This is a genomic window from Novosphingobium sp. 11B, from assembly GCF_054589055.1.
In genome coordinates this window covers 39,783-55,929 of sequence record NZ_BAAILP010000168.1, presented here as the reverse complement: position 1 = coordinate 55,929, position 16,147 = coordinate 39,783, and the positions used below count along the sequence as shown (strand labels likewise).

Annotated in this window: 14 protein-coding genes; 4 read left to right on the top strand and 10 right to left on the bottom strand. The window is 66.8% G+C overall.

What is annotated here, in order from left to right:
* Positions 1–32: 32 nt before the first annotated feature.
* The 8 genes from ACYPYD_RS15505 to ACYPYD_RS15470 all read right to left on the bottom strand — a co-directional run bounded on the left by ACYPYD_RS15505 (position 33) and on the right by ACYPYD_RS15470 (position 9,586).
* Positions 33–866: a fumarylacetoacetate hydrolase family protein gene (locus tag ACYPYD_RS15505; RefSeq protein WP_459664066.1), complete on the bottom strand. Its 834-nt coding sequence runs from the start codon at positions 864–866 to the stop codon at positions 33–35.
* Positions 867–907: 41 nt separating this feature from the next.
* Positions 908–1,798 carry a VOC family protein gene (locus ACYPYD_RS15500; RefSeq protein ID WP_459664064.1) on the bottom strand — a complete coding sequence of 297 codons (891 nt, stop codon included), beginning with the start codon at positions 1,796–1,798 and terminating at the stop codon, positions 908–910.
* Complete coding sequence (locus tag ACYPYD_RS15495; RefSeq protein WP_008832075.1) at positions 1,795–2,226, bottom strand: GlcG/HbpS family heme-binding protein; 432 nt, start codon at positions 2,224–2,226, stop codon at positions 1,795–1,797. The genes ACYPYD_RS15500 and ACYPYD_RS15495 overlap by 4 nt, the downstream gene beginning before the upstream one ends.
* Positions 2,223–3,746: a bifunctional 3-(3-hydroxy-phenyl)propionate/3-hydroxycinnamic acid hydroxylase gene (locus ACYPYD_RS15490; protein ID WP_459664062.1), complete on the bottom strand. Its 1,524-nt coding sequence runs from the start codon at positions 3,744–3,746 to the stop codon at positions 2,223–2,225. Before ACYPYD_RS15490 ends, ACYPYD_RS15495 begins: the two co-directional genes overlap by 4 nt.
* A gap of 21 nt (positions 3,747–3,767) precedes the next feature.
* On the bottom strand, positions 3,768–5,027 hold the full coding sequence (locus tag ACYPYD_RS15485) for an amidohydrolase family protein (protein WP_459664059.1): 1,260 nt from the start codon (positions 5,025–5,027) through the stop codon (positions 3,768–3,770).
* A gap of 94 nt (positions 5,028–5,121) precedes the next feature.
* Entirely contained in the window at positions 5,122–6,042 is a 921-nt protein-coding gene (locus ACYPYD_RS15480; protein ID WP_459664057.1) for a LysR family transcriptional regulator, read from the bottom strand.
* Positions 6,043–6,140: 98 nt separating this feature from the next.
* Complete coding sequence (locus ACYPYD_RS15475) at positions 6,141–7,433, bottom strand: sugar isomerase (RefSeq protein ID WP_459664055.1); 1,293 nt, start codon at positions 7,431–7,433, stop codon at positions 6,141–6,143.
* 26 nt (positions 7,434–7,459) lie between these two features.
* Positions 7,460–9,586 (bottom strand): bifunctional rhamnulose-1-phosphate aldolase/short-chain dehydrogenase, encoded by a 2,127-nt coding sequence (locus ACYPYD_RS15470; RefSeq protein ID WP_459664053.1) that lies wholly within the window; start codon positions 9,584–9,586, stop codon positions 7,460–7,462.
* Between the two features lie 122 nt (positions 9,587–9,708).
* Here ACYPYD_RS15470 and ACYPYD_RS15465 point away from each other — a divergent pair, with 122 nt between their 5' ends.
* The 4 genes from ACYPYD_RS15465 (at position 9,709) to ACYPYD_RS15450 (ending at position 14,235) form a co-directional block, all read left to right on the top strand.
* Positions 9,709–11,139 carry an FGGY-family carbohydrate kinase gene (locus tag ACYPYD_RS15465; protein ID WP_459664052.1) on the top strand — a complete coding sequence of 477 codons (1,431 nt, stop codon included), beginning with the start codon at positions 9,709–9,711 and terminating at the stop codon, positions 11,137–11,139.
* Complete coding sequence (lldD, locus tag ACYPYD_RS15460) at positions 11,136–12,284, top strand: FMN-dependent L-lactate dehydrogenase LldD (protein ID WP_459664050.1); 1,149 nt, start codon at positions 11,136–11,138, stop codon at positions 12,282–12,284. Before ACYPYD_RS15465 ends, lldD begins: the two co-directional genes overlap by 4 nt.
* 28 nt (positions 12,285–12,312) lie before the next feature.
* Positions 12,313–13,380, top strand: coding sequence for an L-rhamnose/proton symporter RhaT (rhaT, locus tag ACYPYD_RS15455; RefSeq protein ID WP_459664049.1), 1,068 nt, complete (start codon positions 12,313–12,315; stop codon positions 13,378–13,380).
* Between the two features lie 78 nt (positions 13,381–13,458).
* Positions 13,459–14,235, top strand: coding sequence for a DeoR/GlpR family DNA-binding transcription regulator (locus tag ACYPYD_RS15450; RefSeq protein WP_459664048.1), 777 nt, complete (start codon positions 13,459–13,461; stop codon positions 14,233–14,235).
* A gap of 112 nt (positions 14,236–14,347) precedes the next feature.
* On the opposite strand, the gene ACYPYD_RS15445 is transcribed toward ACYPYD_RS15450, so the two are convergent.
* Positions 14,348–14,977: a hypothetical protein gene (locus tag ACYPYD_RS15445; protein ID WP_211150812.1), complete on the bottom strand. Its 630-nt coding sequence runs from the start codon at positions 14,975–14,977 to the stop codon at positions 14,348–14,350.
* An 86-nt stretch (positions 14,978–15,063) separates the two neighbouring features.
* Positions 15,064–16,050, bottom strand: coding sequence for a sterol desaturase family protein (locus tag ACYPYD_RS15440; protein WP_459664046.1), 987 nt, complete (start codon positions 16,048–16,050; stop codon positions 15,064–15,066).
* Between the last annotated feature and the right edge of the window lie 97 nt (positions 16,051–16,147).

The window sequence follows — 16,147 nt, the reverse complement described above, 5'->3', positions numbered from 1 at the left end:
CTTGAACTTGTTATCTGGTTGGTCGAAGCGGCTCAGGCTTCATCTATGACGGGGCTGGAAAGGGTGCCGATCACGCCGACCGAGACTTCGACGGTGTCTCCAGCCTTGAGGTAGAGCGGGGGCTTGCGCTTGTCGCCGACGCCGCCCGGGGTGCCGCTGGCGATGACGTCGCCGGGGTGCAGTTCGGTGAAGGTCGAGCAATAAGCGATGACCGTGGGAATATCCCAGATCATGTCGGAGACCGGCTGGTCCTGCACCAGTTCGCCATTCACGCGGGTCTGCACGCGCTGCGCGGCAAGGTCCTCGACTTCACCCGCCGGGACCATGTGCGGACCGAAGGCACCGGTGCCGGGCCAGGTCTTGCCGGGGGTGAACTGGATGTTGTGACGCTGCCAGTCGCGGATCGAGCCATCGTTGAACGGCGCGTAACCGGCCACGTGGTCCCACGCATCATCGGGCGCGATGCGGCGGCCGCCCTTGCCGATGATCACCGCAAGCTCGCCCTCGTAGTCGAAGCGCTCGCTTTCGAGCGGACGGACCATGGCGTCGCCGTCGGCGATCAGGCTGTCGGCCCAGCGGGTGAAGATCGCGGGATGCTCCTTCTGCTCGCGACCGGTCTCGGCGACGTGGGTGGCGTAGTTGAGCCCGACGCACAGGATCTTGCCGGGGTTCGGCACCACCGGCAGCAGCCTGATGGCGGCGCGGGCAAACTCGCCAGTTACGGGAAGCGCCACTAGATCACCCGCGAGCGCGTCCTTCAGCCACGCATCACCGCCGGGTGCGCCGAGATCGAGCACCGTCTCGCCATCGAGACGGCCAAAGCTGCTGGTGCCGTCGGGGCGCTGGAAACTGATATACTGGGTCATGTCCGTTTTCTCCTGACCTGCCGGAATGGCGGCAGCGGTGTTCATTGTCCTTGCGCTTCGTCCTGCCAGTCGCGGCGGAAGCGGAAGCGTTCCTCGGCGCGGCGCAGTCCGGCGAAATCCTTGTCCGAGATGCCCCACTGGTCGATGCGGTTCTCCGGCCAGGTCCAGTCCTCCGGCGCGCCGACACGGTAGTCGTCGGGCACTTTCTCGACGGCGGTGGAGAATTCGATCACCGGCCCGAACGGCGCGATGTAGTAGGCGTAGACGTTGGCCCCTGGCCCATGCCGCCCCGGCCCCCAGGCAGGCGCCAGCGCATGGTCGCGCAGCCTCCCAATGCCGCGCATCACCGCATCGAGGTCCTCCATTTCGAAGGCGATGTGATTGAGCGAACTGATCCCCGCCCGCGCGAAAGCGGTCGAGTGGTGGCTATCGTTGCAGCGCACGAAGACCATGCCCTTTGTCCGGTCGGAAACGCGAAAGCCCAGCACCTCCTCCACCGCCAGCCCCGACGCCTCGGCATCGGCCGAGTTGAACACGACGTGGGTAAGCTTGACCGGCAGGTCGCGGCCCGCGATCGGCTCGACTTCGCCTGCATCGACGAGGAAGCGCAGCAGTTCGCCTTCGGGCAGTTCGACGAGCAGGCCGTGCCCGCCGCCGGGGTCCTCGCTGACCGTGGCGCGGTGCGGCCAACCTGCGGCGGCAGCGCGTCCCGAGATACCGTCAAGCTCCTCCGCCGAGCACAGGAAGGTCGTGGAGCGGACGAACTCGTCTTCCGATTGCTCGAAGGCGACGAGATAGGGGTAGGAACCGGAACCGCGCAGGTAATGGGTCGTGCCGATCACGTCGGCGGGCGCCATGCCCCACACATCGGTCATGAAGGCGGCAGCAGCGGCCGGATCGGGCAGCGCCAGTTCGATGCTTCGCAGTTTCATGCCTCGGTCTCCTCGACAAGTCCGGCCGCCCTGATCCCTGCGAGCGCACAGTCGGCATCGCACTCGCCCGTATCGCCGCTGACACCCACCGCGCCGATCAGGGCGCCGTTCACATCACGGATCACCACGCCCCCGGGAGAGAAGGCGATGCCTCCGCCCACGGCCGCGCTGACGCTATGGAAGAACACCGGATTGCCCTTTGCACGCTCGGCGAGGACGGCGGTGTCGGCGTCCATGCCCACGGCCCCTTCGGCCTTGGCGCGGGCGATGTCGAAGCGGTAGAGACTCGCCCCGTCCTCACGCGCGAAGGCGACCGGGTGGGCTCCGGCGTCGAGCACGATCACCGCCAAAGCCTTCGCGCCCCGCGAACGCGCTTCGGCCAGCGCGGCGGTCACGATGGTCTGCGCCTGCAAGAGCGTCAGGGTCATGCGGTCAGTTCCTTGTGATCGAAAAGCTGGGCCGCGCGGGCGGCCAGCAGGTCCTCAGCGCTGTCCGAGGCGGTTCCGAAGACGTAGTGGTCCGGGCGCACCAGCACGGCATCGACGCCGTGCTGGTCAAGCCACGACGCGATCGCCTCATTGTCCGCCAGCGCCGCCGCGACGACGCGGGTGACGCCCCCGGCCTCGCCCGGCACGGTGTCGTCGCGGACGAAAAGGCGCCAGCCGTCGCCGGTGCACTCGTCCAGCTTGCTGCCGTCGGCGAGTACCGGCTGGACGAAGCGCGCGCCTGCACCCGAAGTGCCGGAAAGCACCAGTCCTTCGCGGATCGCGGGGATCAGGTCATGCGCGGTCTCACCCTGCTTGCCGCGTGCTTCCTCACGGATGCGGGCATCGCGGGCGGCGGCAAGGTCGGGGTCGAGTTCGCAGATGTAGCGCCCGGCCGCCACCGCCGCGCCGATCACCGCGCGCACGTGCGGGTCGCGCTCCGGCTGGTAGGTATCGAGGATCGCAGGCGAGGCGCCCGCATTGATCACCGCGTCCATCTTCCAGGCCAGATTGGCGACGTCGCGCAGGCCATGGCACATGCCCTGCCCGAAGAACGGCGGCGTCTGATGCGCGGCGTCCCCCGCGAGGAAGACATTGCCGACCTGCCAGCGATGGGCGACGAGGCCGTGAAAGCGATAGGTCGCGGCGCGCACGATCTCGTGCGGTACGTCGGCCATCCACGCGCCGACCAGTTCGGCGACCTTGTCCGGCGCAGACATCGCCTTGTCGTCCTCACCCGGCAGCAGCATGAATTCCCAGCGGCGATGATCGCGGCGGCCGGGCACCACGGTCGCGGGGCGCACCGGATCGCACACCATCACCGACAGCCGCTGCAGGTCCGCCCCTTCAGGCACGCCCGCGATCGGCGGGAAGCTGACCGGCCCCTGCACTTCGGCATCGACGACCAGCCAGGGCTCCTCGAAATCGAGATCGTCGAGGTCCACGCCCAGCGCCTTGCGCACGGTGCTCCGCGCGCCGTCGCAGGCGATCACCCAGCGGGCCGAGGCGCTCTGCCGTTCACCGCCCTCGTCGTAGGACACGGTAACGCCGCCTGCGTCCTGCTCCAGACCGGTGAACGTCGCGCCCAGCTTCAGCGTGACGTTTGCCATGCCGGCGAAGCCTTCGCGCAAGTGAGCTTCCAGCTCGGGCTGGTAGAAGAAGTAGTCGTTCGCCCAGCCGAACGGGCGCGGCTTGCCCACCGTGCCCATGTAGCGGATGACGCCGTGATCCGCGCCGACATGGAGGTGCCCGTCAGTGGCGATCATGTCGCCCTCGACCCGGTCGATCACCCCGGCCGACTGGAACAGGCGCATCATCTCATGGTCGAGATGGACCGCACGCGGCAGGGGATAGTGTTCCAGTTCCCGTTCGAGAACGAGGACTTGCAGCCCTTTCAGGCCAAGAAGGTTCGCGGCCAGCGCGCCCACAGGGCCGCAGCCTACGACAACGACGTCGTACGACATGATTTTCGTCCCTGTTAAAACTCAGTTCGCGGCGGCGGCGACCCCTGCCCCGGCCCCAGCCCCAGCCAAGATGTCACTTGGAGCCTTGTGCAGCTTGCCGCCCTTCATGATCATCTTCAGGCGATCCTTGTCCTGCAGGATCGCAACGTCCTGCGTCGGGTCGCCGTCTACCAGCAGCAGATCGGCCAGCCAGCCCTCGCGGATCACGCCGGTCTCGATGCCCATAAGTTCGCCGCCATGCTGGGTCGCCGCCTGCAGCGCCTCGGCGGGAGTGAAGCCGAAGTAATCGACGAAGTGCTGCAGGTCGCGCGCGTTGCGGCCATGCGGGTTGAACGGGAAGCCATAGTCGCCGCCGACCAGCACGCGCACGCCGCGCGCCTTCAGCCGCGGGATCAGCTTAGCCTCAAGGTCCATGCGAACCTTTGCGCTCGCCTTCATGTGCGTCATGTCGACGTGCGGCGGCGGGTTCGCCTCCAGCGCGGCGACCGAGACACCGGGACCGGGGGCATAGAAGAAGCTGTCCTTCTCCGCCGCCATCCGCTCCACCGTCGCTTCATCAGCGAAGGAACAGTGGTAGAGAATCCGCGCGCCCGCATCGAGCGCGAGGCCGATCGCCTCGGGCGAATAAGTATGGCAGGCGATCCACATCCCGGCCTCGCGGGTGGCCTGCCCCGCCGCCAGCATTTCCTCGCGGGTATAGAGCACGTCCATCGCGCTGCCGGGCTTGAGCGCATCTTCGCCCGAGACCACGAGCTTGATCGACTTGACTCCCTCGTCCGCGCAATAAGCCACGAAACGGCGCATCGCATCCGAGCCACGGCCGTTGAACACGTCGCCGGTATCGTCGCCTTCGGGGCTGCGCTCCAGCGTCGAGGGAACGAGGCGCGGCCCGGGCGTATCGCCCTCCTCGATGGCGCGGGCGAGATCCGGCTCGATCATGTCGCCCAGGGCACCGGCCGAGTAGAGGCTGGTGAAACCGTGGTCTAGCAGCACCCGCGCATTGCGCCAGGCTGCGACCTTCAGCTCGTCATGCGGCAGGATGAACTGGTGGTAGACCTTCTCCAGCGAGGAAGCCCAGGTCAGGTGCGTATGCGCATCGACCATGCCGGGCATGAGGGTCAGCCCGCGCCCGTCGATCACCAGATCGGCGGCCTCATCGGCGAGTGCGTCCTCACCCGGCGCGACGCGGGCGATACGCTCGCCCTCGACCAGAACGGAGCCTGTCCGGAGCGCCGAGCCGGTGCCGTCGAAAATGGAAACCTGGCGGATCAGTGCCCGCATCCTGCTCTCCTGCGATCATCGTTATCGCTGGATTGTTAAGCTGCGCAGACCCACAAAGTAAAATAATGATTTTTTGCGATGCCATAGCAACAGACTATGGATTTTGCAGCGCCTCCATCATCGCCTGCGCCGGACGAGACAGCGGACGCCCCGCCAGCCACAGCACGCCGACGCTGCGTTCACGCACGGCTTCCTCGATCATCACGGCCCGGATGCTGTCGTCGGTGACCCCGTCGAGCGCCACGGTTCGCGGCAGTACCGTCACCCGGTCGCTCTCCCTTACGATGGCCCTCGTAGTGAGGAGGGAGTCGCAGCGGATCGTCGTGCGCGGCACCGCCACCCCCGCGGCGATGAACAGCGCATCGACCTGCCGCCGGAACGCCCCGCGCGCCTCGGGCAGCACCCAGGGGTAGCTCTCGACCTGGCGCAGCGACACGCGGCCCGGCAGCTTCTCGTGCCGGGGGCCGACGATCAGGACGAACGGATCGCTGGCGCACGTGACTTCCTTCATGTCGGCCGGGACGCTTTCGATGCCGGTCGTCACGAAAGCCAGTTCGATGGCGCCCTTGCGCACCATCTCCAGCAGTTCCTCGTCGGGCCGCTCGATGGCGCTGAGCGCGAAGTCGCCGATCGCCTCCTCCACCCGCATGATCGCGCCGGGCAGGAGAGTGAGCAGGGCGCCCGGCGTCCCGCCAATGCGCAAGGGTCCGGCGATGCCGTGGCGCGTGTGCTCGATCTCGGTCACGGCATCGCCCAGCAGCGTCGCCATGGCCTCGGCCCGGCGCTGGAGCACTTCGCCTTCCGCCGTCAGCACGATGCCGCCACGCCCGCGTTCGAACAGCACGACGCCCAGCTTGCGCTCCAGCAGCGAGATCGTGTTCGACACCGAGGGCTGCGAGAGGTTGAGCGCCCGGGCGGCGGCGCTGATCGATCCGGTATCGCAGACCGCGCGGAACGTCAGCAGGGCGCGCGGGTCGATCGCCGAACTGCGCCGATATTCGCCTGCTTCCACCATTCCGGTATGCCTTCGTCTGCCTGGGCCTACCCCTGACGGAGATCACCCGCCGACGCAATCCGCGCCGACGGGTGAGTGCCAGTCCTTCAAACGATGCCTTAGACGATGCCGGCGCCAAGTCCCACGGCGGCGCGTTCCTGCGCCTTGCGGTCGCGCCAGCGGCTTTCGCGGTAGACGCCCAGCACGTCCGCCGCGCCGCCCGCATCGATGCGGGCCTTCGCCAGGATCGGCGAGACGTCAACGTTGTAGGCCCGGCGCAGGGCCTGGAAGGCCATCATCGTGTCGTTCGCTTCCTGCGCCAGATGCAGCGCCTCGCGGTCGACCAGCAGCGCCTTGGCGTAGCACGATCCGATCGCCTCGGCCGAAGACAGCATGGATTCGATCGGGTCGGTGACGTTGTGCGATTGGTCGATCATGTAGCTGGGATTGAAGCCGTCGCGGGGGCTGAGTTCGGCCTCGACCAGTTCGTTGAACACCAGGAACAGCTGGTGCGGGTTGATCGAGCCGGAATCGAGGTCGTCGTCGCCGTACTTGCTGTCGTTGAAGTGGAAGCCGCCGAGCTTGCCGAACCGGTGCAGGCGCGCCACGATCTGCTCGATGTTGACGTTGGGCGCATGGTGCCCAAGATCGACGAGGCACTTGGCCTTGGGGCCCAGTTCCTGCGCGGCAAGGATCGAGGAACCCCAGTCGCTGATGACGGTGGAATAGAACGCGGGCTCGAACATCTTGTGCTCCAGCAACATCCGCCAGTCGTCCGGCAGCGCGGCATAGACCTCGCTCGCAGCGTCGAGATAGCGGTCGAGGCTGCGGCCGAGGTCCTGCTGGCCGGGGAAGTTGGTGCCGTCGCCCACCCAGACCGTCAGGTCGGTGGAGCCGAGCTGGCGGCCGATCTCGATGCACTCGATGTTGTGCTCCACCGCCTGCGCCCGCGTCGCCTCGATGGTCGAGGAGAGCGAGCCGGTGGCATACGTCTGCGCCTGCCCCTTCTGGTCCTGGAACGTGTTCGAGTTCACCGCATCGAAGCCCAGGCCGAGGCTCGCCGCCTCCTCGCGCAGCCCCTTGTAGTCGCTGACCTTGTCCCACGGGAAATGCGGGCTGACGCGCGGGGTCAGGCGCGAGAGCTGGTTGATGACCGCGCAGTCCTCCAGCTTCTCGTGGATATTGGTGGGCTCGCCGGGGATGGGGAACTTGGCGAAACGGGTGCCGCCGCGCCCCGCGCCCCATGTCGGCACCGCCACGGAAAAGCCCGCAACCTTGTCCCTGATCGCATCGATGGCGATGCCCGAACGCTCCAGCTTGCGGCCCAGCGAGGCGTAGTCGTCTTCCAGCGCCTCGGCGGCGCGGGCATTGGCTTCCGCGATCAGTTCGGCGGAAATCGGCAGGTTCGTCATTGTCTCTTATCCTCTTCCCGTCGTGATCAGCGCGTGAACGCCTGGGCATTGCCCGCATCGACGTTGATCATGTTGCCGGTGGACTTGGCGGACTGGTCGCCCGCCAGGAAGTACACCGCCTCGGCAATGTCGCCAGGCAGCACGTCGCGCTTGAGCATGGAGCGCTGGCGGTAATGTTCCTCCAGTTCCTTGCCGGTGTCGATACCGTGGGCGCCCGCGCGCTCCTTGCGCCAGTCGCCGTCCCAGATGCGGCTACCCTTGATGACGGCATCGGGGTTGACGACATTGACGCGGATGCCGTGCGGCGCCCCCTCCAGCGCCAGACAGCGCGCAAGGTGGTTGGCCGCCGCCTTGGCAGAGGCATAGGCGCTGGCATTGGTGGCGGCGGCGACGCCGTTCTTCGAGCCGATGAACACGACGCTGGTGCCGCCCTGTTCCTTCATCGCCTTGAGCAGCGGCCACGCGGCCCGGCTGGTCAGGAAATAGCCCTGCGCCAAAACGTCGTAGTTGCGGCTCCACAGTTCGATCGTGGTCTCCTCGATCGGCGCCGAGGAGGCGATGCCGGCATTGGCGACGAGGATGTCGAGGCCGCCGAACTCGCGCGCGGCGACGGCGAAGGCCTCGGCGACTTGCGCTTCATCCGTCACGTCGCATACCACCGAACGCACCACGTCCTTGCCGAACTGCCTGGCGAAACCGGCGCGCACGTCCTCGACGACGGCGCCGTCACGGTCGGCGAGAACCACGCAGGCGCCCTCGGCCATCAGCCGCGCCGCGCTCGCCGCGCCGATGCCGCCCGCACCGCCGGTCACCAGCGCGACGCGGCCGACCAAGGGCTTGGGCGCGGGCATGCGCTGCAGCTTGGCTTCCTCGAGCAGCCAGTACTCGATGTCGAAGGCTTCCTGTTCATCGAGCGCGATATAGTCGCCGATCGCCTCGGCCCCGCGCATCACATTGATGGCGTTGCCGTAGAACTCGCCGGCGAGGCGCGCGGTGGTCTTGTCGGTGGCGAACGTGATGCGCCCGATGCCCGGCACCAGCACCACCACCGGATTGGCATCGCGCATCGCGGGCGAGTTCGGACGCCTGCAGCGCTCGTAATAGGCAGCATAGAGGTCGCGGTAATCGGCGATCTTCTGCGCCAGGTAGGCGCCATCCTGCAACCGCGCCGGGTCGAGCGTCAATGGCGCGATCTTGGTACGCAGGAAGTGATCGGGGCACGAGGTCCCGAGGTCAGCGAGGCGCTGGAAGTCCGCCGAATTCACGAACTCGAGCGCTTCGGCATCGTCGGAATAGTGGCCGACCTTGCGCCGCGCTCCGGTCATCAGGCCGCGCAGGCGGGGCATGAGATCGGCCGCGATTGCCGCGCGGTCCCCGGCGGTTTCATAAGCCGCGCCGCCGAACGCGGGCTTCCCGGCAAGGCCCGCATTGAGGTAGGCAGCAGCGTCGGCGATCAGTTCGACGGTGTGTTCGTAGCAGGCCTTCGCGCTGTCCGCCCAGCAGATGATGCCGTGGCCCGCGAGCATTACGCCTTCGACGCCGGGGTTGGCCGCCACGAAGTCACGCAGTTGCACGCCCAGCGTATAGCCGGGGCGCTTCCACGCCAGCCAGCCGATCCGGCCGCCCCAGATCGCCTGCGTCGCCGCCTCGCCGCCAGAGCTGGCAGCCAGCGCGATGATCGCGTCCGGGTGAACGTGATCGACATGCGCGAAAGGCAGCAGCGAATGGAGCGGCGTGTCGATCGACGCCGCGCGGCCGTTCAGGTTGAAAGTGCAGTGCGGCAGGTAGCCGACCATCTTGTCGTCGTCGTCAGGGCCGCCGTAGTGCTGTTCGAGGCCAAGCAGCTTGTCCTGATAGAGCGTCGCGAATCCATCGAGCTTCATCGAGCCGATGTCGCCGCCCGAGCCCTTCACCCACAGGACTTCCACCGTCTCTCCGGTCAGCGGATCGACCTCTTCCAGCTTGGCGGAGGTGTTGCCGCCGCCGAAGTTGGTGACAGTCAGGTCGGAACCCAGCAGGTTGGAGCGGTAGAGCAGCAGTTGGGCAGGAGAAAGAGACGCCGCGACCGAGTCGTCCCACCGGCTGGTCGGCACGGCGAAAGTGAGCGCGGGGGCGGATTTCAACGGGGCGGCGGGGGCAGTGATTGTTTCCATGGACACCCTCTGACATTTCCTCTTTTCATGTTCAATCTGACTCGATAATAATCGCTCATAAGCAATCAATCAACACCATGTTCAGGCAGATCGCTGCCTGGTTGAAAATGGCGGCGGAGAGAATGGCAGGAACAGGCGCTTACATCGTCGTCGATATCGGCAAGACCCTCAGCAAGGTGTCGCTGTGGTGCCGTTATGGTACCCTTGTGTGCCGCCAGGTGCGCCCCAACCCGATCCATGAAATCGACGGGATTCGCCGCCTCGACGCCGAGGGAATCGGCGACTGGCTGCGCGCAACCTTGCGTGAATGGGCAGGCCATCCGGTCGAGGCGATCATCCCCGTGGCCCATGCCGCCGCCTTCGCCGCGATCGGAGAAGACGGGCTGCTTTTCGCCCCGCTCGACTACGAACAGCCGATCCCCGGCAACGTCATGGCCGCCTACCGGGCCGAGCGCGACGCGCTCGCCGTGACCGGCTCCCCCGCCCTGCCCGACGGCCTCAACATGGGCGCGCAGATCTGGTGGATGGCGCAGCGCCACCCCGAGGCGATGGCGCGGGCGACGCTGGTGCCCTGGGCGCAGTACTGGGCCTGGCTCCTCACCGGCCAGGCGGTCAGCGAAGTGACCAGCCTCGGCTGCCACTCGGACCTCTGGGCACCCGGCGAAGCGCGCTTCTCCCCGATGGCCGAGCGCCTCGGCTGGGCCGAGCGCTTTGCCCCCGTGGTCGGCGCAGGCGAGGTCGTGGGCACCCTGCGCCCCGAACTCGCGGCCGAGACGGGCTTGCCCGCGAGTGCGCAAGTGCTTGCCGGACTTCACGATTCGAACGCCGCGCTGCTCGCCGCGCGCGGCTTTGCGCAGATCGCGCGGCAGGAGGCGACGATCCTTTCCACCGGCACATGGTTCATCGCCATGCGCCTTGCCGCCGAGCCTTTCGCCATCGCCTCGCTGCCCGAAGGGCGCGACACGCTGGTCAACGTCGATGCCTATGGCGCGCCCGTGCCCTCGGCCCGTTTCATGGGCGGGCGCGAGGTCGAGACGGTCATCCAGCTCGACACCCGCCGCATCGACATCAAGCCCGACCAGCCCCGCCTGATGGCCGAAGTCCCGGCGCTGCTGCGCCGCCGTACGATGATGATGCCCACGCTCGCGCCCGGCTTCGGCCCCTATCCCGACGGCGAGGCGCGCTGGGTCAACGCGCCGGTCGAGTGGCAGGGAACCTGGTACGCCCGACGCGCGGCGATCTGCCTTTATGCCGCGCTGGTAGCGGATACCGCGCTCGACCTGATCGGTTCGAAGGACCGGCTGCTGATCGAGGGGCGCTTTTCCGAGGCCGAGGTCTTCGTGCGCGCGCTCGCCGCGCTGCGGCCGGACACCCGGGTCTTCCTCGCCAATGCCCATAACGACGTCTCGTTCGGCGCACTGCGCCTGATCGACCCGTCGCTGGAGGCGGGCGGCGAACTCATCCGCGTCGAACCGCTGGAAGGCGACCTCTTCGGCTACCGCGACGCCTGGCGCGAAGCCGTGGCAAAGGCCCCCGCAGGACTGACCGCATGATCACCGCCTCGATCCCCGACTTTCGCGAAGCCGCACGCCTCACGCTGCCGCGCTTCCTGTTCGAATACATCGACGGCGGCTCCTATGCCGAGGCGACGCTGCGTCGCAACGTCTCCGACCTTGCCGAACTCGCCCTGCGCCAGCGCGTGCTGCGCGACGTCTCGGCGCTGGACCTGTCGACGCAGCTGTTCGGCCAGAAGCTGGCCCTGCCCCTTGCATTGGCGCCGATCGGGCTGGCCGGCCTCTATGCCCGGCGCGGCGAGACGCAGGCGGTGCGGGCGGCGCAGAACGCCGGCGTTCCCTTCACGCTCTCCACGGTTGGTGCCTGCACCATCGGCGAAGTCGCCAGGGCTGCGGACCGCCCGTTCTGGTTCCAGCTCTACATGATCCGCGACCGCGCCTTCATGAAGGACCTGCTGGCGCAGGCGGTCGAGGCCGGCTGCTCCACCCTCGTCTTCACCGTCGACATGCCGGTCCCCGGCAGCCGCTATCGCGATTACCACACCGGCCTTGCCGGATCCGGCGGCATCAAGGGCGCGCTCTGGCGCTTTGCGCAGGCCGCCGCCCGGCCCGGCTGGGCATGGGACGTCGGCATCAACGGCCGCCCCCACACGCTCGGCAACGTCGCCCCGGTGCTGCAGGGCAGGACCGGGATCGAGGACTTCTTCGCCTGGATGCGAAACAATTTCGACCCCTCGATCAACTGGCGTGACCTCGATTTCATCCGCTCCGAATGGAAGGGGCCGCTGATCATCAAGGGCATCCTCGACCCGGACGACGCGCGCGAAGCCGCAGAGCTGGGCGCGGACGGCATCGTCGTCTCCAACCATGGCGGGCGGCAGCTCGACGGCGTGCTTTCCAGCGCCCGCGCCCTGCCCCCGATCGTCGATGCGGTGGGAGACCGCCTGACCGTACTGGCCGACGGCGGCATCCGCTCCGGCCTCGACGTGGTGCGGATGCTGGCGCTGGGCGCCAAGGGCGTGCTGCTGGGCCGCGCCTGGGCCTGGGCGCTCGCGGCCGGAGGGGAAGCAGGCGTCACGAAGATGCTCAAGCTGATCGAGGCCGAAATGCGCGTTGCCATGGCGCTCACCGGCACCACCCGCATCGACCAGATCGACCGCAACTGCCTGGCGGCCACCCGATAACATACATCAAGAGAGGATCACGAAAATCATGGGAGGCAATCCGCCGCTGGGCGTCCTGTTTCACTGGCTTGGCGGCTTCGCCTCCGCCAGCTTCTACGTCCCCTACAAGCGCATCAAGTTGTGGTCCTGGGAGATATTCTGGCTTGCGGGCGGCATCTTCTCCTGGGCCATCGCGCCCTGGCTCTTCGCCTCGCTGCGTACCGAGGACCTGCTCGGCGTATTGGCCGCCACGCCTTCGCGGACCCTGCTGTGGTGTTGGTTCTGGGGTGCGATGTGGGGCTTCGGCGGGCTGACCTTCGGGCTGACGATGCGCTATCTCGGGCTCTCGCTGGGCATGGCCGTGGCGCTGGGACTGACCACGGTGATCGGCACGATGGGACCGCCGATCTTCCACGGCACCATCGGCGAGATCGCCTCACGCCCCAGCGGGCAACTGACGCTGCTGGGCATTCTGGTGACGCTGGCGGGGATCGTCGTCGTCGCGCGGGCGGGCAGCGCCAAGGACAAGGACCTGGGCGGCAAGATTTCCGAGGGCGTGGCCGAGTTCGACCTTCGCAAAGGCCTGTTGATCGCGGTGTTCTCGGGCGTCATGTCGGGCTGTTTCGCCTGGGGCCTCGATGCCGGACAGCCGATCCGGGACCTGACGCTGGCGGCCGGGACCGATCCGTTGAGCCAAGGGCTTCCGGTGCTCTGCGTGGTGCTGGCGGGCGGCCTCACCACCAATGCGATCTGGTGCGCGATCCTCATCCGCCGCAACCGCAGTTTCGGCCAGTTCCTCGGCCGAGTGCCGACCGGGGAAAAGCCAAGGCTTCTGGTCAATTACCTGCTGGCGGCTCTGGGCGGCACCTTGTGGTACTTCCAGTTCTTCTTCTACACGATGGGCGAGAGCCAGATGGGACGCTACGGCTTCTCCTCGTGGACGCTGCACATGGCTTCCATCATCCTGTTCTCGACGCTCTGGGGCTTTGCGCTGAAGGAGTGGAAGGGCGCCAGCTTTCGTACCCGCACGCTGGTCTGGACCGGGATCGGCCTGCTCGTCGGCTCGACGGTGATCATCGGGGCGGGCAACATGATCGAGGCGGGCATGAACCCGTGAGCAGAAATGATGGATCATGATCGAAAACTCGGCCATAGGGCCGTGCAAAGACCGACATAAACCGACATAAGGTAGCCAATGCACTCCACGCAGCGTGAACGCCTGATCCTCGAAGCGGTGACCGCCACCGGTTTCGTGACGTATCGCGCGCTTGAGGCCCGGCTCGAGGCATCGCCCGCGACGATCCGGCGCGACCTGACGCGGCTGGAGGAAGAGGGCCTGATCGTCCGCGTGCACGGCGGCGCCAAGCTGGCGCAGGAACAGAAGGAAGAGCGCGAGGACGGCCTTGCCGGCACGCCCTTCGCACAGTCGATCCTGCAGCACCTTCCGGCGAAGCAGGCGATCGGCCGGGCGGCTGCCGCGCTGTGCCGTCCGGGCGAGGGGATAATGATCGACGGCGGCACCACCACCCTGCAGATGTGCCCGCATCTGGCCGGACTGGACTGTCAGGTCCTCACCAATTCGCTGCATATCGTCGATGCCCTGTTGCCGCAGCAGGGCACGCGGGTGCTGCTGCCGTCAGGCACCGTGTTCCGGGAACAGAACATCGTGCTGGCCCCGGCGGGCGAGGAATCGATGCCGCGCTTTCACGCACCCAAGCTGTTCATGGGCGCCGCCGCCGTCGGCCCGCAGGGCGTGATGCAGCAGGACGTCATCCTCGTCGCCGCCGAGCGCCGGTTCATGGAGCGCGCGGAGGAAGTCATCCTCCTCGTCGACAGCAGCAAGTTCACCTCGTCCTCGGGCGCGATCGTGTGCGGGCTGGACGAGATCGGCACGATCGTCACCGACCCCGGCATCCCCCGCGACATGGCCGCCCGGTTGAACGACCTTGGCGTCAGGGTCGTCGTCGCCTGAAGCGGACGGAAGTGCGAAACTCCACATTGAAAGGCTCTTCGTCATCCCCGCGGAGGCGGGGCCCAACTGATGTCCGTGCGACGAGAACCGGCAGGAGACGGGCTCCCGTGCCCTAAGCGCCCGCGAGCTTCCTGCGGATCAGCGCCTTGATCTTCCGGTCCTCGAGAACCCGCCCACCGACGTAGAGCGCGGCGAAGATACCGGCGAAGACATAGGCGGAAGTGGGCGAGTGCTTGTCGTCCTTCTTCTCTTCCTTCTTGTCCTTGCCTTCTTTTTTTGGGCTGTCCTTCTTGGGCTTTTCCGGAGCCGGTGCGCCGAGGAACTTGTCGATCGGGTTCATCGCCGGCGCGGCCTTGTCCTTTTTCTCGTCCTTCTTTTCCGAGGCTTCGGCCGCGGGCTTTTCCAGTTTGCCGAGGGCGATCGTCAATTGCCCGAAGGCGAGGAACAGCAGCGGCGCCAGGAAGCAGAACAGCAAGGCCCGGCTGGTCATATGCCAGCGCAGTACCGACCCGCCCGCGCCGTTCTCGATCCGGAGCGTGCCGCCGTCGAAGACCGACATCCTGTCCTGCGCGGCCTGGTCGCGCTTGGTAAAGGTCAGCGTGTCGCCGCCGCGTTCGTGGCTGGTGCCGCTCTCGAAGAACAGGGGTGTGAGGCGGTCGAAGGCATCCTCGCGCGACTGTCCGGGCGCGAGCGGCAGGCTGCCCCTGACATGCCAGATCCAGTCGATGAAACGCGCGTTCATGGTATCCCTTTCGGCACGGCCACAAGGGCCGCCCAAGTCCGTGGACTGCATTTGCATGGGAGGAGAGCCGCGCCCGATGCGGGCGGTCACTCGGCCGGAACCGCAGTGGCGCGGGTGCCGCCGAAGCGTTCCTTCAGGGTCTTCCAGCCTTCGGTGAAGGGGAAGGTCATCTGCTCACGGATGCCCATGCGGCGGCCGCCTTCCATGCCCAGAAGCTCCGCCTCGCCGTCGACGCACGTGCCGAAGATGCGGTCGATGAAGATGTAGGTGTTGGTGAAGTTGCTGCGGCTCGCCTCGAAGTCCTGCGAGTGGTGGAGGCTGTGATGCTCGGTCGTGTGGAACAGGAAGCGCCACCAGCGGGGCGAATTGAAGCGCACGTTGATGTGCTGGTAGCTGCCGACCGCCATGCCGATCGCCCCGGCCAGCAGGAACGCGCGCGGCAGGAAGTCGAAGAACCCGCCGACGCCCAGCCCGATCAGGAACAGCTCCACCGGGTTGCCGACCGCGCCCTTGTTGATGTTCAACTGGGTGATGTAGTGATGGACCGAGTGCGGCAGCCACAGCGGATACCAGTTGTGCATCCCGCGATGCATCCAGTACTGCCCGAAGTCGAAGATGAACGAGATCAGGAACGCCTGCAGCAGCAGCGGCAGTACGGTGAACCAGGCGAACTTTTCCCAGTGGAACGCGCCCTGGATCGCCTCGATCATCACGCCGTCGCCGATGTAGCCGTCGATGATGCGCAGGATCGTATAGCCGAGGCCGACGTAGAACAGGTCGGTCGCCAGTTCCTTCCACGTGAGGTTCCAGCTTTCGTAGCGCGGGAAGGCCCATTCGAGGCCGAGGAGAAACAGACGGAAACCGATGCCGATGCCGATCGCTGTCGATGCCTTGGCGATGGAATTGGGGGCGTAGTACCAGAACGCGATCAGCGCGAAGAGCACCGTTGGCTGGAACCAGGTGAAGACGAACTGCTTCACCGGACCGCCTTCGACCCTGCCGATATTCTCCCAGCCGACAGTGACTGGTGCCTGTGTTCCGATCAATCTCTTACCTACGCGAACCCCGTCCATGCGCCTGCCCTCGTAATATTTGACCACCCATGTCAGTAATACTTATTTCAAACATGGTAATACGGGATAGCGGCGTCGTCTACGCCCTTTCTGCAAT